General features: G+C 33.1%; 18 protein-coding genes. 1 reads left to right on the top strand and 17 read right to left on the bottom strand.

Annotated features, from left to right (window positions below; all coding sequences use genetic code 11):
• Positions 1-111: 111 nt before the first annotated feature.
• From IJI80_RS08220 to hmd, 12 genes are all read right to left on the bottom strand, one after another.
• Complete coding sequence (locus IJI80_RS08220; RefSeq protein WP_292789358.1) at positions 112-405, bottom strand: PDGLE domain-containing protein; 294 nt, start codon at positions 403-405, stop codon at positions 112-114.
• A 9-nt stretch (positions 406-414) separates the two neighbouring features.
• The gene (gene cbiM, locus IJI80_RS08215; protein WP_292789355.1) at positions 415-1041 is read right to left on the bottom strand and encodes a cobalt transporter CbiM; all 627 of its coding nucleotides are present in this window, start codon (positions 1039-1041) and stop codon (positions 415-417) included.
• 491 nt (positions 1042-1532) lie between these two features.
• Entirely contained in the window at positions 1533-1733 is a 201-nt protein-coding gene (locus IJI80_RS08210; protein WP_292789352.1) for a hypothetical protein, read from the bottom strand.
• A 64-nt stretch (positions 1734-1797) separates the two neighbouring features.
• Entirely contained in the window at positions 1798-3813 is a 2016-nt protein-coding gene (gene feoB / locus IJI80_RS08205; protein ID WP_292789349.1) for a ferrous iron transport protein B, read from the bottom strand.
• A gap of 74 nt (positions 3814-3887) precedes the next feature.
• Positions 3888-4121 (bottom strand): FeoA family protein, encoded by a 234-nt coding sequence (locus IJI80_RS08200; RefSeq protein WP_292789346.1) that lies wholly within the window; start codon positions 4119-4121, stop codon positions 3888-3890.
• A gap of 372 nt (positions 4122-4493) precedes the next feature.
• Positions 4494-5096 carry a UPF0254 family protein gene (locus IJI80_RS08195; protein ID WP_292789343.1) on the bottom strand — a complete coding sequence of 201 codons (603 nt, stop codon included), beginning with the start codon at positions 5094-5096 and terminating at the stop codon, positions 4494-4496.
• A gap of 24 nt (positions 5097-5120) precedes the next feature.
• Positions 5121-5765 carry a ThiF family adenylyltransferase gene (locus IJI80_RS08190; protein ID WP_292789341.1) on the bottom strand — a complete coding sequence of 215 codons (645 nt, stop codon included), beginning with the start codon at positions 5763-5765 and terminating at the stop codon, positions 5121-5123.
• 67 nt (positions 5766-5832) lie between these two features.
• Positions 5833-6561 carry a Nif3-like dinuclear metal center hexameric protein gene (locus IJI80_RS08185; RefSeq protein WP_292789338.1) on the bottom strand — a complete coding sequence of 243 codons (729 nt, stop codon included), beginning with the start codon at positions 6559-6561 and terminating at the stop codon, positions 5833-5835.
• Positions 6562-6632: 71 nt separating this feature from the next.
• Positions 6633-7493 carry an SAM-dependent methyltransferase HcgC family protein gene (locus IJI80_RS08180; RefSeq protein ID WP_292789335.1) on the bottom strand — a complete coding sequence of 287 codons (861 nt, stop codon included), beginning with the start codon at positions 7491-7493 and terminating at the stop codon, positions 6633-6635.
• Between the two features lie 23 nt (positions 7494-7516).
• Positions 7517-7999 (bottom strand): DUF3236 domain-containing protein, encoded by a 483-nt coding sequence (locus IJI80_RS08175; RefSeq protein ID WP_292789332.1) that lies wholly within the window; start codon positions 7997-7999, stop codon positions 7517-7519.
• Between the two features lie 64 nt (positions 8000-8063).
• The gene (gene hmdB, locus IJI80_RS08170) at positions 8064-9065 is read right to left on the bottom strand and encodes a 5,10-methenyltetrahydromethanopterin hydrogenase cofactor biosynthesis protein HmdB (protein WP_292789329.1); all 1002 of its coding nucleotides are present in this window, start codon (positions 9063-9065) and stop codon (positions 8064-8066) included.
• Positions 9066-9660: 595 nt separating this feature from the next.
• Positions 9661-10677 (bottom strand): 5,10-methenyltetrahydromethanopterin hydrogenase, encoded by a 1017-nt coding sequence (hmd, locus tag IJI80_RS08165; protein ID WP_292789326.1) that lies wholly within the window; start codon positions 10675-10677, stop codon positions 9661-9663.
• Between the two features lie 563 nt (positions 10678-11240).
• Here hmd and hmdC point away from each other — a divergent pair.
• Positions 11241-12749 carry a 5,10-methenyltetrahydromethanopterin hydrogenase cofactor biosynthesis protein HmdC gene (hmdC, locus tag IJI80_RS08160; protein ID WP_292789323.1) on the top strand — a complete coding sequence of 503 codons (1509 nt, stop codon included), beginning with the start codon at positions 11241-11243 and terminating at the stop codon, positions 12747-12749.
• Between the two features lie 374 nt (positions 12750-13123).
• Here the strand turns inward: hmdC and IJI80_RS08155 are convergent, their stop codons facing one another.
• The 5 genes from IJI80_RS08155 to IJI80_RS08135 form a co-directional block, all read right to left on the bottom strand.
• On the bottom strand, positions 13124-14293 hold the full coding sequence (locus tag IJI80_RS08155; RefSeq protein ID WP_292789320.1) for a type II secretion system F family protein: 1170 nt from the start codon (positions 14291-14293) through the stop codon (positions 13124-13126).
• 103 nt (positions 14294-14396) lie between these two features.
• Entirely contained in the window at positions 14397-15842 is a 1446-nt protein-coding gene (locus IJI80_RS08150; RefSeq protein WP_292789318.1) for a CpaF family protein, read from the bottom strand.
• Between the two features lie 44 nt (positions 15843-15886).
• A complete protein-coding gene (locus IJI80_RS08145; RefSeq protein WP_292789316.1) occupies positions 15887-17137 on the bottom strand; it encodes a tripartite tricarboxylate transporter permease in 1251 nt (416 codons plus the stop codon).
• A 358-nt stretch (positions 17138-17495) separates the two neighbouring features.
• The gene (locus tag IJI80_RS08140; protein ID WP_292789313.1) at positions 17496-18560 is read right to left on the bottom strand and encodes an NAD(P)-dependent alcohol dehydrogenase; all 1065 of its coding nucleotides are present in this window, start codon (positions 18558-18560) and stop codon (positions 17496-17498) included.
• Positions 18561-18984: 424 nt separating this feature from the next.
• Positions 18985-19249, bottom strand: a 265-nt coding sequence (locus IJI80_RS08135; RefSeq protein WP_292789310.1) for an elongation factor 1-beta, incomplete at its 5' end; no start/stop codon positions are given.

The raw sequence follows: 19249 nt of genomic DNA, 5'->3' as shown, positions 1-19249 counted from the left end.
AGAAAAAGAGAAAATCAAGGATAGGAATTAATATTAATCCGTATCCAAGATCCGCTTTTTAAAAAATTTAAAATACTAAGAGATTTTAAATTATTCAACTAACCAATAGAATTAGTTAGATTTTTTTAATGCATAACCTATACCTAAACCAAGAACAAGTGTAATCAGTCCACCGAATATTAAAACACCGATTTCGCCTAATTTGTCTAAAGGCTCATAGGTATAGTCTGGGAATGGTGACTCCATGACTGGAGCTTCAACATCTTCACCAACCGCTGCATCTTCAGCGGATTTTTCTAATCCGTCCGGATCGCCAGATGCAATGTAAGGAGATAATACTGCTAAAGCAATGCAAAATATAATCCCTACAACAATTAAATATTTATCACTTTGACTTAATTCCATATTACCACCCTATTCTCTGTTCCATGCCAACAAGTCTGGTCTGAATTTTTCAAGAGCATAAAGAACAATTACAGTTAATACTCCTTCAATTATACCAATAAATGCATGGTAAAGTGCCATAGAAGCAATTCCTACAGTCAATGGGAAAGTTCCTGCAATAGCCATTTCAATTGCAGCTACAACTGCTGCAACTAAGGTTGCAAGCCATGCTGCTACAAATGCAGATGGGTATTTACCAATCAGACCTTGTAATCCTTTAAAGGTAAAAAGACCGACACATCCTCCAACAATTGCCATGTTGAATACATTTGCACCTAAAGCAGTGATTCCTCCGTCTCCGAAGAATAAAGCTTGAATAAGCAATACTGCAGTGAATACTAAAACAGCAGCTTCAGGAGCCATAAATACAATAGCTACTAATGCTCCACCAACCATGTGACCACTGGTACCAAATGGAATTGGCATGTTCATGGACATGATTGCAAAAATACCTGCAGCTAATACTGCAAGCAATGGTATACGTTTTTCATCAAGATTTGCTCTTGCCCATTTAGCAGAGAAGTACAATGCTACAATCATAATGATGTAGTAGATTGCACATTGAGCAAGAGGTATAAAACCATCAGGTATATGCATATTATTTTTCCTCCATTTTTTAAGTTTGATTTATAATCACACCATATCACTTTTTATAATCTTAGAAAAACCAATCAAAAGTAATACTCGTTATTACCCTATGAATTTTGAGTAAATTGATTTTTTTAATAAGTATTTAAAAAGTAATACATTTTATAAAATTATTATCTCATCAGTAATACTAAAGTAATACTTTTTGTAAATTTATCAAAATCAAAAGTAATACTAAATCCCATTATTTAGAGTTTATTTTACTAATAAAGACAATAAAGTAGTCAATTTTGAATAAAAATTGATTAAACAATATTATATATAAAATAAGACTATATAAATGTTTGTTTAGTATTACTAAACATTAAAAATCCGTTTAAATAGTAATACTAATTTTGGAAAAATATATGAAAAACTTATGATTATATTGAAAAATAGTTGATGTTAAATGGGAAAAATAGTTAACGAAATATTGAAAAAATAGCAAAAATGAAAAAAATTCATATTTTTGCTCTTGATTTAAATGATTTTAATTTTCTTTGAAGCTTTGAAATGTAATCAAACTCCTTTTCATAAGAAAGTGAATTTCCATATCCACATCTTGGACAAATTGCATTATTGCAACCTTTGCATTGTCCACAGCTTCCACAGGATCCTCCTTTAAGTGGATCAAATTCAAAGCCACACATTCTACATTGCATGATATCACCTTAAAATAAATTAAAAATTGGTTGAATTTATAAAAAAATAAAAATTAGAATTGGGTTAACCCAATCCTAATCCCAGTCCTACCATATATACTATGAAGGCTACCACATATGCAGTCACTAAGGTAACTGCAGACATGATCAATGGATATTTCCATCCGCCGGTTTCCTGTTTGATTGCACCAAGAGCTGCGAAACAAGGGATGTACAGCAATACAAATACCATGAATACATAAGCTGTAAGAGGGGTGAATATTCCATGCATTGCTGCGGCGATTCCGGCTCCCTCCTCGGCAACTCCAAAGAGCGAACTGAAGGTACCAACTACAACCTCCTTAGCAACAAGACCAAATGCCAATGCTACAGCAGGTTGCCATTCACCGAATCCTAAAGGAGCAAATACCGGTGCGATTACAGTACCGATAGTACCGATAGCACTTTCTTGAGACCCGTATTCAACTCCTGCAGGGAAGTAACTTAACATCCAGATTACAATACTTGCAACTAAAATAATGGTTCCTGCCTTCTTAATGAATCCCCAGGATTTTTCAAGGGTGTGCATTAAGATACCTCTGATAGTAGGCAATTTATAATCAGGCAATTCCATTACAAACGGAGCGGACATTTCCTTAAATGTGGTTTTTCTCAATATGAATGCAACAATAATCGCTACAATTACACCAAGCAAGTATAATGATAAGATTACAAGGCTTTCATGAGCTGCAAAGAATGCGCCAACTAACAATAGGTACACTGGCATTCTAGCGGAACAGGACATGAACGGCACAATCAACATAGTGATCAATCTGTCCTTTTCGTTTTCCATGGTTCTGGTTGCCATAATACCTGGCACTCCACAACCGAATCCTAAAAGCATAGGAATGAATGCCTTACCATGCAATCCAACAAACTTGTGCATAAGCTTGTCCATAACAAATGCTGCTCTTGCCAAGTAACCGCAATCTTCAAGGAAACTGATAATCAGGAATAACAGAATAATTTGAGGCAAGAATACAAGCACTCCACCTACTCCTCCAATGAGCCCATTGACGAGGAATGATGAAAGCATTGTTTCACCAATAACACCTAAAATGAAGTCACCAAGAATTCCAAAGAACTCATCAATCAAGTCTTGGAAAGGTGCACCGAATGTAAATACAATCTCAAACATTGCATACATTATGACTATGAAAATTGGGAACCCTAATATTCTGTTTGTAACAATTTTATCGATTTTCTCACTGATGGACACTTTCAAGTGGTCAGGTTTTGAAAGGGATTCCTTCAAGAGCCCATCAATGAATGCATATCTTGCATTTGCAATAACCTCTTCACTGCCTTCACCGAAAATGCCTTCCAAATGTTCCTTGATCCTTTTGGTTTCAGCCTGAATCTTATTTCTTTTTGAAGACCCTTCAATTTTCTCTTCTACAATCTCATCGTTTTCAAGCAATTTGATTGCAATCCAAGATGAAGGAACGTCTAATAAATTCTTGTCTTCTTCTATAACAGCCTGAAGCTCAGCAATATGTTCCTTAAGTTCATTGTTATAAACCAACCTTTCAGTAGTGTTCACTGGGTTTTGAGCTGCTTGTTCAACTGTTTTAAGTAATTCTTCCTTACCTGTATCACTATTTGCTTCAATTTCAACAACAGGAACTCCCAATAACTCAGAAAGCTTATTTGCATCAATGGTATAGCCTTTGTCTTGAGCATACTTATTCATGTTCAAGGCTACAACCAAGTTAGCTCCAAGTTCCATCATTTGAACAGTGAGATACAAGTTTCTCTCAATGTTAGCTGCATCTATTATGTTTACAATCACATCAGAATCTTCATCCACGATGAAGTCTCTTGATACAATCTCTTCCATAGAATGAGCACTTAAAGCATAGTTACCAGGTAAATCTATTACTTCAACTTCATTGCCATTATGCTTATAATGACCTTTTGCTTGTGCTACGGTTTTACCAGGCCAATTACCTACATGTTGGTTTAAACCAGTTAAAGTATTGAATAAAGTGGTTTTTCCTACATTAGGATTACCTGCTAAACCTATTTTAAGATTTGCCATATTTATACCTTTAAAAATTTAATAATAAAAATAAAATCTGTAAAAATAAAATTTGAGAAATTAAATAGAGGAATCTATACTTCCACTTCAATGTTTTTAGCTTCCTCTTTTCTAAGACATACAGAGTATCCTTTAACCTTAACTTGAATAGGATCTCCGAGAGGTGCCACTTTTTCCACTTCTACATCAGCACCTTTAACAAAGCCCATACCAAGCAAATGTCTTTTTAATTCCAAGTCACCGCCGGAACCGTAAGAAGCTAAAACTCCGGTTTCTCCAGATTTGAGTTCATTTAATTTTTTTATCATTTTATAACCTCTTAAGAAATTAAAATAATTATCAATAAAAGTAGGAAATTTAGGCATACCTAAATCCGTGTTAGATGAAATCTCATTATTTTGAGGTATTTTGTAGTTTAATTAAAATTTTTAAAATTTCGTTTTAAAAATGGGGATATTTTTAAAATAAAATGTATTGCTTTTTAAAAATATTTTTGGATTGTTAATTAAAATGAAAATAAAAAGATTACCTAACATAGATTAATTAGGTATACCTAAAACCTAATATTATTTTTGTTTTCATAATATATAAAGTTTAGGTATACCTAATAACAAGTACATATAAAAAATAAGTAAGATGAAAAATAAAATAGAAGTTCAAATTTATTGAAAACTTAGAGATCATTTATAAATAATATTGACATTTTGTAAAGCGTTAAACCTATCAAAATTGCCATTCAGATAATAGATTAATATTTTTAATGTTTTCTCTATTCCACTCTTTTGACGCATGTACAAATTATTGGAATCAGCATCAATTAAATTAGCACTTACATCAGAACTTGTGCTTATAATCATATCATCATCAACGATAGCGATACCACCATATCCAATCCCTGCAGTTGTACCTATTCCTATAGATGAGTTAGATATTTTTTTAGCAGCTTCTGCCATTAGGATAGACATTTCAATATCCCCATCGTCATCATAAACTTTTATTCCCTTGACCAATTCCAATGGCTCTACTGGATTTTCAATTTGGAGAATGGATTTAACTGCATCTAAAGTAGGTATGAACAAGCCGCATGTCACACTCAAATCAGTCAAATCAAAAATAGAGCATTTATCCTCCCTAATTGCATCTTTTAGGCAATCCTTTTGAACCTTATTGACTAAATAGGAATAGTTAGACCCAAAATTATCTTCATATCCTTGAGCAAGGGCATGAATTTCCCGAGCCAATATTCCATGAGTAAAGCATTCTGCAGTAGCTATTGTAATCATTTTCAAACCTTCAGAAAGAGCCCATTATTCATTATTCTTTTCAATCAATAATTTTAAGGCCTCTTTTGTAATTATATTTGCAATATCATCCAAGACATAAGGAGTGATTGGAATTGAATCACGAATAAAGGTGTTTGTAGATATGAGCATGTGATCCTTAACGATTCCCTCTTTTCTTAATTCTTCAACGACAGGATTTGAATCATCAAATTCGGAAATGTCCTTAACAACAATTTCCTCATCTCCAATACCGAAAATTCCTGCAGTCCCTATGGTTTTGGAACCGTTTTCATGTGCTTTCTTGATGATGTTTGCTGCGGTAGGGATTGTATTTCCACCAGCTATCTCAATAACGACAACATCTCCAGTGATTAAATCCAAATTATCTTCATTAATATCCTCTGTAATTGAAACAACTTCTCTAAATTCCTTTTTGTGAGTTGAAATTTCTTTTAAGAAATCAGATTTATATGTTCCTGCTTTTGCCCCTTTCAATAAAAAGATTATATCAGATTCTGAAATCTTCTGTCCATCTATAACAGTTATTTTATCAGGGCCTCCTCTGTGAATTTGAATGAGATTAATACCTGTTCTTAAGCCTAATCTGCCAAATCCAACTAAGTCTATACTTCCTTTAGGAATCTTATTATTTTCCATATCTTGAATCATTTTATCACTAATAAAAATTGTAAATTAAAATTTCATAAATTTATAAAAATAAAAAGTTTTTTGATTGCTAGAAATCCGCAGAGATATATTTCCATGGAACTCCTGTGTCTATCATTTCTACAGGAACGTCAATCTCATGATTGTTCTTTAGCATCTGTGTTAAGGCAAACAATCCTGGAAGTTCTATTATATGATGTGACACATCAATTAGGGTTACTCCTAATTTTTTAGCTAGAATTGCATTTGAATGGTTTAAGTCTCCAGATACAAAGGCATCAACAGACCTGTCCTTTGCCAATTTAATAAACTCCTTATTGCTTAGGCCAAATCCAGAGACAATAGCTATCTTTCTAAGCATCTTATCGAAATCCCCATCATTAACCAAACGGACATTTTCAGGACCGAACTTATAGCAAACCAATGCTAAAAACTGATCCAATGTCTTTGTTGAAGAGCATATTCTGCCTATACCAGTCTGCTTATGGAAAATGGACATTGGCTTTAAACCTAAATAATAAGCCAAAGCATCATTTGAGCCCCCATTTATGATATCCCAATTCGAATGGACAACATATGTTGGAGTCTTTGGCATGAACAAAGGAGGATGATGTGAAATAACCAGTTCCCCTTCCTCAAATTTCAAATCATCTTCAGGCAATAAATCCAACAAAACATTAATATTCTTAATATCTAAATTTTCATAACTTTTACTGAAATATCCTACATTGTCATTTTTCAATGCATATTTACGAGGAACCAATTCATCTAAAACATTAAAAATATCATTTGCAAACACAATACCACCTAACTAATATCCCTAAAAATTCTTAATAATAAAACTCATAATAAACTCATAAATAAAACTCATTACCACCTAGCTAATATCTCTGAATAAATCTCATCAATAAACTCATTAATTATGGCATCACAGTCAAATGGCTGGATTGTTGAAACCTTTAGGACTGGCAATTCTATCAAATTAAAGAATTTCTCCAAATCCTTTTCCTTAAAGATAATCTCTTCATAAAATGTCATTTCAGATGCACAATAAAGAACTCCATCCCTAGCTAAAATGCTATTCATGGATTGTCTTAAGACATCTATAGCTAAAGTCATTGTTCCAGACGTTTTTGTATTCAAACCTTTGGTTTTGAGAACAAACTTATTATAAGAATTAACCATATTTGCTCTATTGTAAATGTTATTCTTATCCTTAAGCAAAGAATCATTCTCTTCTGCTATAGGATCCTCAATGAGGAAAACCTTTGTAAAAATAGCTTCAGACTGGCTTTCATTTATTCCTCCCAATCCAGTAGTGTCAATTACAGCATCAGCATTTTTAATCAAATCCAAATCGGAAGAAAATTTGATATTCTTAAAATTTTCCTTGAAAAAATTTTCTTCATTATCCACTTCAGCAATAATGGGATTTCCTAATTTTGAATCTATCAATCCTTCCAAATGAGGATAAATATCCACAATAGTTATGTCCTTGAAATTATTAAATGACAAATATTTTGCAATGGCTATTCCTGTAAAATAGGTTCCAATGACTACGATAGAGCTTTCCTTATCGATAGTTCCATCATCATTTAGACTATTGAATAAGCTTAATGCAGCATCTGCTTTCTTTTCCAAAATCAGATTGAAAATGTCAATCAAACTGACATCTGATTTTACTGTAAAAACCTCTGAACTTATTCCAGTATCATACTCATTATTGCTCATTAAACCATCTCAAGAATCTAAAATCAAATATCCTCATCACATTCAAAGCCAACTTTCTTTAATGCCTCCAATGTTTCATTATATACTGTCTCCTCCAAAGATTGCTTGTGAATCACATGCGATGGAGAAGAGGCTGCAGTGAGAATTCTAGACTTGTTGTCCATAAAAACCATAAAGGAACCAGAACCAGGAATTCCTAAACGGCCTCTGGCAATGACTAAATCGGCATCTGATTGATCCACTGCAATCATGGCTTTTGCAACTGCAGGCATACGGCTGAAATCAGCGTAATTGGTATTAACTTGCAGATATTCTGCAGATGGGATATCGAATCTATTCAGAACTTCATTGATCACTTCCACTTTAATACCATTCTTATTAGGGACAACAATCTTTGCACTGCGAATATAATCTTGAATAGCCCTAATCTCTTCAATAGTGTCTCCTTTACGAGTCCCTTCATAAGATTGAATTGATGCTTTTCTAATGCTTTCTTCAAATGCCATTTTACCACCGAAAATAAAAAAAGAAAAAGTTCGTGAATGGAATTAAACTCTTTTGACGATGAGTCTAAGCATGAAGCTGAACTTCAAGGCCTAAGTCTTCAACAACTGAAATCACTTCATGCAAATTGCCATAATCAGGGTTTCCTACTCCCTTAACCACTAAAGGATAATCCTCAGGAATGACAGTTGCCAAGTTGTTTGCACCTGCAAGCAAAGGAAGCTCAACATTCTTAGGACCAATGGTTGGTGTTGGAACAGTGATTCTAATGCGAGGATACATGATTCTTGTAATGGCTATAGTCTTCAATTGCTCTTCAATTGAACAAGGAGGATGATTCTCCATAGGAGTGTCAACATAAGGGTTGAATCCCATAATAGGAATCTCTTCCAAACTGTCAAAAGTTCCTAAGAACAATAAATGGTCAACCCTATCTTCATAAGACTCTCCAAGGCCAATCAATAATCCTGAAGATAAGCCAATGCCTGCATCAGATACCATCTGACAAATGTTTATACGGTCAGATAATTTTTCACCAGGCTTTACAAAATTGAAAACATCCTCATTGATTGTTTCTAAATTGCAGCAAACTGTATCAGCATTGCATTTCTTCAATTCATCAACGGCCTCTTGAGTTAAGTCAGCACCTACATTGACTAAGATCTCTAATGAAGTTTCTCCTTTTACAATTCTTGCAGCATTGACTGCCTGCTTGCCTTTATAACCATGTCCTCCAGAGCAGCTTATTCTAGGAATGCCTGATTTCTCAACACATTTAGCTGCCTCTCGTATTTCCTCATCGGATTTATAGAATGCATCATAATATCCAATTGAAGAAGTCTTTGCAGCAAAGCCACAGTATTTGCATCTTGGTTGAACTTGACATTTATTTGTAAGATGAATAGTTGATGTCAATTTGATTACATCAGAACATTCATTGCGAATTTCACAAGCGACATCACACAATCTCTTTAAATTCTCTTCATCATCTATTTCAAATAATTGGATTAATTCATTTCTACTTAATTTTTCTCTATTTTTAGCTTTTTCTAAGATAGATTCTATCAAGTTAACACCTTACACTTATGAATAAACAAATAATTATTTAATAATAATTAGATTAACATTTCATAAATTCCAATTCAATAAGCTTTATAAACATTAATCTGATGCATTAAAATAATCAAAATATTAATCTAATTACATTAAACAGAAAAATAAAAAATATAAAAACTTATGAATAAAATATAACAGAACCATCTTATTTTTTAATAGAATTATTAAAATAATAATAAATTTTGAATTATTTTTTTTAAAATTCTAAAAATTATGATAATAAATAAATAATAATATATACAAATATTTATTCATTAGATAATTCGTTATTATTTTCCATGAGTTTTCTAGAAATTTAAATAATAACCTATTATTTAATGCAGCTAAAGAATTAAATTAATAGCATTAATCCCAAAATTCACAAAAAAGATTAATGACTATTAAATTTAATTTCTTTAGTATTTGGTAGCTAAAATTTCTCTAAAGAGCAATTTCAACCATTATAACTAATAAAGTTATAATTCTTATTTTAATCTATTTCAAGACTAAATAATTATTTAATCTTTTAAAGACCAACTACTTTTTTAATCTTTTAGACCCTATTTACTTATTTGGATCTTTTTTCTAAAGATTCTAAGATAGTAGGTACAATTTCAGATAATGGACCGAAGTTCATGGAGTCAGCGGTACCTAATAATGCACCAGGGTTTAATGCATCATCCATTTTGTCAATACCTTCATCTGCCATTAATTTGGTTACGTTAGTTAATGCTTCGTTAGCCATCATTTGTGCAAATCCTGCTGGAGCACCTAAGATTTGGGTTACAGTGTCTCTGTAGGATAAAAGACCAGCGTAGGTAATTGCAGTTACTGCGGAACACATATCACATACAGGACCTACCATGTTTGCAGGTAAGGTGAATGCGGATCCTCTTGCTTTGGTACCTAAGTCTTTTAAGGTTTCAATAGCTGCAGCGTCAGCAAATCCTTCTGCAATGTAAACTTGACCTTTCATTTCAGGTACTGCACCTGGGTGGTAGGAAGCTACATTTACGTTTTTGCCTAAGTCTTCGAAGATTTTGTTTAAGCTAGGAGTTGGAATGGTACATGCGTGGGTTACAATAGCACCGTCTTTAATTACATCAGCGAATTTTTCGATGATTGCAGGTTGCATACCTCCTTCTGGTAACCAGGTCATGATCCAGTCAGCGTCAGCTACTGCTTCACGGTCATCAGTAGTACATTTCATACCTAAGTCTTCTGGGTGAGTAAAGTGAATAGCACCACCAGCTGGTTTAGGTACAGTTTCAGCTAATTCTCCTACTTTTGCTCTGATTGCAGGCATTACATCTTCAGGAGTTCCTGCTTTGTGTGCTGCGATTACATCTGCATAATCGAAGTCTTCTACTACAGTGAATTCACCGTCAAATACAGGGTCTGCTACAACAACTTCGTCTACACCTGCTAATTCTAAAAGTTCAGCACCCATTTCAATAGTAGAGTGGGTCATAGAAATGTTTTCTTTACCGGTTGCTTCTGCTACTTCACAAGCTCTAGAGAAATTTGTAATTCCACTAGCTGCGTGAGTTCTGTAACAGCCAGCACCTAAAATTGCTACTTTCATTTTTAATATCTCCTTTATATTTTACCACTTTGTCAAAATATTTCAATTTGATAATTGTATCACTAAATCTAATAATGGGATAAACTTTCTCTTTTAGGGAAAATATATGAATCATGGTAAAACATGATATAATCTTTTAAAGTTCATTAACACCATCTTAAAGCACTTAATTAGAAGCCAAAACCTAATAAAATTCTTGACATAATTAAGTGAGTAATACTTAAACGAATTTTTCAATGATTTAGTAATACTAATTAACAAAGTAGTAATAATAATTATATTGTAATACATATTTAAAATTATTTATTACTCCTTGTGCCATATGAAACTAAAAGTAATACTTCGAAAATTTTATTGGAAAAAAAGCTAATAAAAGCTGATAAAATAACAAAATTTTTATATTATAGAAAAATTAAATAAAAAAATAGAATTAGTAATAAAATTATATAAAAAAGTATTATTTTTTTATGGATTTTCCATATTTTGATAATACTTTAAAAAAATTTGAATAAATTACAACACTTATTTGAAAATTACTAAAAGACTCAAAATTGAGGGAAAAAATGTACGAACTTATTAAGGAATCAATTAATAGTGATGAAAGTGCTTTAGAATTGGCAAAAACTGAAAAAGATGTAGGATCTGTTGTAGATGCAATATCCGAATTGAGCTTAGAAGAAACCATGAAACTTGGAACTCGTTTTAAAAAGTTCCCAATAGGATGTGACTTGACTGAAGTGGTTGTTGGAACCTGTGCATCAGACTTGGAAAAGATGGAATTGTTTGGTAACTGCATGCTTGCCAACATGATAGGGGCGCCAATACACATTTGTGCATACGCATTTTCAGACATTGCAGAAAAATATGGGCAAAGAGGTGTTGAGATAATGGAAGAGGTCTATAACATTACAGACGTACCATTGGATCTTGACCACTTTGGAAAGTATGGTGCAATGAGATTGCCAAAACATATTACAGGCTGTGGAGGAGACTGCTACAATAAGGGACCAAGTTTTACAGAGTGTCCAAGAGGAAGAATCCATGAAAGACTGATTGATAAGGAAAAGGCTGAAGAGATGGACAAGGAAAAATGGGTTCAGCTATCATCTTCCGTTGCAATCAATTTAAGCAGCGAGCAATCTCACGAAGGTCATGCAGCACCACTTGAAGAGGCTGAAGACTTGGCAAACCTTGCCAAGAAATATGGAAAAGGACTTGAAGCCATAATGTTCGTTGGTGACGGATACGATGAATTGATTACTGGTTTTAACAAAGCTATTGAAATGGGTGTGGATGTCTTCGTCATTGAAGGAGGACCATTCAACAGATGTGAAAACACCAATGAAAGCTTTGCAAAGGCAATAGCTATGAGCAGAATCTTATGTCCTGGAAAGGTTGTCGCTACAAATGGAGCTTATGAAAGCGAATGTAGAGCAGGACTTAGGTCTGGATTGAATGTGATCATCACCGGTTTTCCTAAAAACCACCATGGATACATGTGCGGTTTTGAACCTGGAACTGCAAGAAGAGGGAAATTTGGTCTTCCAAGAGTAATTGAAATTATGAATGAAGAGATTAAATCAGGCCCTACAAGAGTTCCTGTTCAAAGGGAAGAGCTCTTGGCACTCACTCATGCAGTTAAGCTCGCAGGACCTGAAAACATTTATCCAAAAACAATCGGTTCATTTACAGTTGGTGATGCTCATTGGGCAACAATACAGAACTCCAAAATGTATAAGGAAATGAATCTGCCAAAAAGCTTAGATGAAATAGCTGACAGCGTCAATGGAAATTCAGTTTCATTGCATGGTGGAAGATTCGTTTCATGGCTTGTAGCAAAAGAATTGGACAAGAAAGGAGTGGAAGAAATCATAATTACAGATAGCAATCCATGGATTGAAAAGGTTACTGTCGATAACTTGCAGGAAGAATTGAATGCAACAATCATCAAAGGCCATGCTGATGATAAAAGTGCAGGAGCAATAGCAAAAGAGTCAATTGTAACTACAACAATTCCTCAAATACATAATGCAATTAGGTCCAAGATTCCTCATGCTGTAAATATCATCTGAAAATAAAAAATTAAATGAAAAATATCAAAGGAAGTGTAAAATATTACTATAAAATAAAAAAATATACGAAAAGTAATACTTTTTTAGAAAAAAGTAATAAACTTTTTATATGAAAAAATATAAATTAAAAATTGTGTTTAAAGAGACTATTTTTAAACTATATCGCTCAAATTAAAAATAAAAAAATAATGCTCTTTAAACTATAAGAACAATGTGTCACCTAAAACAAAACATTGTTCTTATCTTATGATCATCAAAACATTAATTTAAAATCAAACAACAAGCCATTACCAATTTTCTTCCTCCTTATCACTTTATTTTAAAAATTTAAGCCACCATCCATGCATTATAATTAACTTATTTTTTTCAATAAATCATATTTTAGGCTCTAATTTTTTTATTGCAAACCCTAAAAAGACAATTATCATAGGGAAAAATACAGAATAAAGAACCAATATCAAATCACCAGGAACCAAATCACCAATCACTACAGATGCTGCAAGAAGCATTGTCAAAAGAATGACTGGAGCTAAAATGGCCAAAAAGGTATAGATCATAACAAATGCATTCAACTTTTCGCTATACTCCTTCAATTTCATCCTAATGTCAAAGTTTACGTCATCTGCAATTATGCTTAATGAACTTGATAAGTTTGCTCCAATCCTTAAACTTGTTAAAATTTCATATATAGTCATTGACAATGCCTTTGAATCAACTCTTTTTTCAAGATTCAAAAATGCATTTTCTGCACTTTCCCCATATTTGATCTCTTCAAGGACTCTCGAAAACTCTAAAGATAAAATGCCATAATCAGAACTTGCAACAGAATCCAATGAATCAAACAAACTCCTGCCAGACCTAAGTTCAGTTGCCAATTGCCTTAAGGCATATGGAAGTTCCTTGGAAAATGAAGCATAATCGTTTTGCTTTTTAATCTTTGGATAATATAATATTGAAATTGCAATCAAAAGAATGGAAATGAAAATAGCTAAACCTAATTCTAAAGATATGAAATAGCTGATTAAAGCAACGATTAGTGCTAGAATAGAGAAGATTATTGTAATAATTCTCAAAATTGAATTATAAAAATTAGATTCATCAATTTGAATATAATTGTTATTTAATAAAACACCAATCAATTTTTCCTTAATATTGCCTAGAAAATTACCATCATTTTGATTGGCCCTATTTTCTACATTCTCATCATTTTCATAACTTGTGCCTTTCAAACTACTGAAAATATTTTGAGATTGATTTGATGAATTCAATCCATTTGAAGAGGAATCCTTTGAATATCTGTTTTCCAGCTCTTCAAAAATGCTATCATTTTTTAAGAGATCATTTAACTTAAAAATCCCTTCATTAGTTAAATTGAACTCATCTTTGGAATTATTTTCTTCATTAAATTCATTATCATTATCCAAATTTCTTCTATTATGAAATTTATCCAAAATGAAAATAATGAAATCAATGACTTTTATGAAAGAACTGATTAAAAGATCGCTTAATTGAATAAAAAATTCATCTAAAATAACAATCACCATCAACCTAAAAAATAAAATTAAAATTAAGCTAAAAATGAAAAGAAAATCAACTATCAAAATATGAAAAATACGCCTAATTAAAATGAAAATTTTTTAAAAACTATCAATCTAATCCAACACCAATCTTATTTAATACATAGTCGGGATTGAGATAATAAGTTTCAAGAATTTTAGATATATCTTTTTGGCAAGATACGTTATTTTTTACCAAATAGTTCAAAACCAACTGTCTTCTTTTCCATTCCTCATTCAATTTAGAGATATGAACTCCCTTTAGATTAGCCATTTCCTCTAAGGTTTTACTAACTATTGTCAGGTTTTTGAATTCATCCATTTCACTATCCCACTGGAACAATTTGCTCAACTGAATTGTTCCCTCTTCCATACCTGTAACTTCAGCAATCTCAGTAATTCTTCTGTATGAAATTCCATCTGACCTATAGATTCTCTTTTCCATGATAATGAAATCTATTGATGAAATCATTATTTTGGGAACATTCATCGGGGCATTTGTAAGTCTTGTAATGGTTTCACGTGAATTGTTTGCATGCAATGTTCCAAATCCTGAATGTCCTGTATTCAATGCAGTGAATAGGGTGATTGCCTCATTTCCCCTAACTTCTCCAACGATAATTCTATCTGGCCTTTGCCTTAGTGAATTTTTAACCAAATCCTCAATTGTTATCTCACCCTGATTTTCAATATTCACTGTTCTCGCTTCCATCCTAATAATATGATTATGGGGAATTTGGAGTTCTAAAGTGTCTTCAATTGTTATGATTCTCTCCTTCGGATTTATAAATATTGAAAGTGCATTCAGCAGTGTTGTCTTTCCTGAACTTGTTCCTCCTGATACGATGATGTTTGCCGGCTTTACTCCAAGTCCATCAACACATAGCCATAAGAATGAAGCCATTTCACTATTCAATGTGTTGTATCTTATCAAGTCAACAATAGTCAAGGGATCCTTCTTGAATTTACGAATGGTTATAGTAGGCCCATTGGCAGACAATGGGGGGATTGTAGCGTTAACTCTTGAACCATTGGAAAGCCTTGCATCCAAAATCGGGGATTGCTGATCTATTCTCCTGTTTGTTTCACGTGCTATTGAATCAATGATATTTGTTATCTTTTCCTCATCTTCAAAGAAGAGATCAGTCTCCATCATCCCATATTTTCTATGATAGACAAAAACTGGCTTATTTACACCTATCACCATTATCTCTTCTAGATTGTCATCATCAATCAAGGAACTTATTTCTCCATATCCAATAAGTTCCTTGAGCATATTCCTTGCCAGATTTTCCTTATAATCGTAATTAAACCTATTCTGCAACCTATTTTCTAAAAAACGGATAATATCCTTGAGAATAAGTTCCTCATTAAATGAGGACATCTTCTCTGAAATAGCCAAATCTATTAGATTTTCCCTCAACTCTTCCAATATGAGCTTTTCCTCATCTGAAAAGTTAAATTTCAAGACATTGTATCTTGGAATCAGATTATCATTTTCATCTTCCTTAGCATTATGGATTGAATTCATTTCCATCAAATCACCAAATCATGTTAAACAGCAAATTATCATTTAATTCACTAAATGTACATCTGCATGTAAATTATTATAGCAGGCAGGATTAGAACTCCCATCAGATGTGATTTGCTTACCCCCAAATAATGTGGAAGCAAACCCATTGCAGTGCTTGTAATCAATGCAAGTGTAAGATATAAGATTGGTCCTTTGTAGATTATTGCAAAAGCGTACAAAATTGCAATCATTAAAATGATAACCCCTATTGAAAGCTTTTTATAATCTATTCCCTGCATAAGATTTGAAAAGCTGTCTCCTAATTTCAAACAGACCATCAAAGATATTGAAACTGCAATTAAAGAAGCAAAGGTGAAAATCATCAGATGGGATAAAGTGAATTCAGAAATCAAATAGGACATATATACAGCAATTCCGCTCCTAGGATTACCAATTAAATAAATAGCTATTAGCGAGAAGAGAGTGTCTGAAGTATTTAATCCACTATTAGCCAGCAAAAAATTCTTTGTATCATCACTGTCATCACTTGTTCCACATGCCCCTTGAGCTATAATGCTTCCTTGAGCAGGACCAAATCCTGGTAAAAATCCTAAAATAGCTCCGGCAGTTCCTCCTGCAAATATGCTTTTAATTGCATCCAAATCAATATCCAAATCATAAAATCTGTTTTGATGAGGAATTGAAGAGCTATCATTTAAACTAAATAAAATCGTACTGATCCCAAACAAACCACTGAAGGTGCACATTAAAGAGATTCCTGAAGATATCGGGGTTTGAAGCATTATCCAACCTAATATGCCTGATAAAACGAAAAGGAGGAGGGACCATAGAAAAGCAATATTTCCTGAACTTAATTTATGAATCATATATACCGATACTACAGTCAAGATAATCCAGGTATATGGCTTGGATATTCCTTGTAGAAAGGGGAGTGCCACTGCAAAGAAAGGCATCATGATAATCACTACAAGAATAGCTCCAAACCCACCAACAGAAACTATGCGAATAGCTTCCTTTGATCTTCCTTCTAAAACCATCCTATGACCTGGAAGAATGGATGTAGCAGTTCCTTCCTCTGGAACTCCAAGAAGCATTGATGGAACAAATTCGATTAGGGCATGGGCTATTGACATTGCAACAAAGATTACACATAAGAACTCTGCAGATATATAATTCAATAAAAATGTTGAGGATGCAAACATTATGGCACCTGCAGTGTTGACATGTATTCCTGGAACCATCCCTGTACAGGTTCCTATTCCAATGCCAATAAAACATGCCAAAACCAAATCGAACATATCATTTACACCAAATTTATTTTGCTTATTCAAGCAGTTTCAATACAATAACTAATTTATATGAACTTATATTTAAAATAAGCAGTTAAAAATGACTTAAATATAAAAATAAGATTGTTAAACTAATATTACAATGAAAAATTGATTTTAAATCAAAAAATAAAATTATAATGAAACTTATAATAAATTAGTGAAAAAAGCATTGAAAAAATTGTTTTAAAATTAGTGCAATGAAATAAAATAAGATGAAATGAAATAATATAAAAAAAGTAAAAGAACTAGTTAAGAGAATTCACTCCCAACTAGTGATAAAAGTTTTGGTCCAGGTTTTGCAGCCCGAAGGACTGGAAAAGCTGGGTTAATCATCTAAGATAACAGCTGGTTTAATTAAGTCACGTGGTTTGTCTCTCATTAAAATCATAGCTTCTTCGATGTCATCAAATTTGTTGAATTTGTGGGTGATTAATTTGGATGAGTCGAAACGGCCATATTCAATAAGGTTAGCTAATTTTTCCATTCTTGCACGTCCACCAGGACATACTCCACCACGGATAGTCTTGTCAGCAAGTCCTTGACCCCATGAAAGACCATCGATAGGAATGGTTTCAATACCGTCATAGTGTAATACGTTACCGATAATACCACCGACTTTAAGTACAGATAAAGCTTCAGAGAGGGTGTCTTTACCTCCTCCACCGATTACAACTTTGTCTACTCCTTTTCCATCGGTTAAGTCCATGATTTGATCTACTGTGTTACCGTTGTGGTAATCTACAATATCATGTGCACCATATTCTTTAGCTACTTTAATAGCTGCTGGACGGCTTCCTACAGCAATAAGGTGGGAAGCACCTTTAACTTGTGCACCAGCTAATGCCATAAGACCTACAGGACCAATACCGAAACAAGCTACTGTATCACCAGGTTGGATATCTGCAAGTTCTGCAGCATAGAAACCGGTTGTCATCATGTCTGAAATCATTACAGCTTGTTCTAAGCTTACATGTTCAGGCAAGTGTGCTAAGTTAGCGTCAGCTTGGTTTACATGGAATTGTTCTGCAAATACACCGTGCTTGAAGGTTACAAAACTCATACCTGTTCCCATACCGTAACAGTGTTGGGAGAATCCTTGTTCTGCTGGTACAGTTAACCAGTCAGGGGTAATAGCAGGTACAATTACACGGTCTCCAGGTTTGAAGTCTTTTACTTTGTCCCCTACTTTTACAACTTCAGCAGTAGCTTCGTGTCCTACTACACGGTTTGGTGCGTCACTCATGTATGCATGACCCCATACGATGTGTACGTCTGAAGTACATGGTGCCATAGCTAATGGTTTACAGATTGCGTCGTAAGGTCCACATTCATCGAGTTCAATGTCAACCCAGCCGAGTACGTCTTGTTCGATTCTTGCCAATCCTCTCATTTTTATATCTCCTAAATAATTATTAAGATTTGATCATTTCTGGAATAAGCTGGAAAAAATCATCTCTAATAATTAGTTTGGTTAATTAATTATTTAAATCTTTATAAAATATTTTGAATGATTTTTAATAAAATTATAATAAACCTGGTTAAATACTTAATAAAAAGTAATACTACTGAATAATTTTTAAAATTTATAAAAAATACTATACAATATTCAATTAAAATAATAAAAATATAACAATAAAGTAAAATAAAAAATTAGATTAGACAAACTAACAAATTTTGAAAATTTGAAAAAAAGTAATTTAAATAAAAATAGTGAGTTAAAATAATAATTAAAAATTAAAAAAGAAAATTTATCACAAAAAGTGATAATATTTTGGTCCAGGTTTTGCGTTGCCAAAGGCAACGGAAAAGCTGGGCTACATTAATATTCTAGAATCAGTAATTTCTGCACGAGCTACATCAGCTAAAGCAATGATAGCATCTTCAGTAGGCCCAGTTCCACCTTCACCGTCTTCTACGATGAATACAACATTTAAAGCCACTAAACCGAATGCAATAGGTTCTTCAGTAATTTCGTGTAATTCTGCATCTGCAGGCATTGCATCAGTGATTGCTGCTTTTAATGCTTCTAAATCTACTTCTGGGCTTTCAGGCATTACTTTTAAAGTGTTAACAACTTCT

The sequence above is a fragment of the Methanobrevibacter sp. genome (genome assembly GCF_017432245.1).
GTDB lineage: Archaea > Methanobacteriota > Methanobacteria > Methanobacteriales > Methanobacteriaceae > Methanobrevibacter.
The sequence above is the reverse complement of the archived record's forward strand: the minus strand, read 5'-3'. Positions and strand labels throughout refer to the sequence as shown.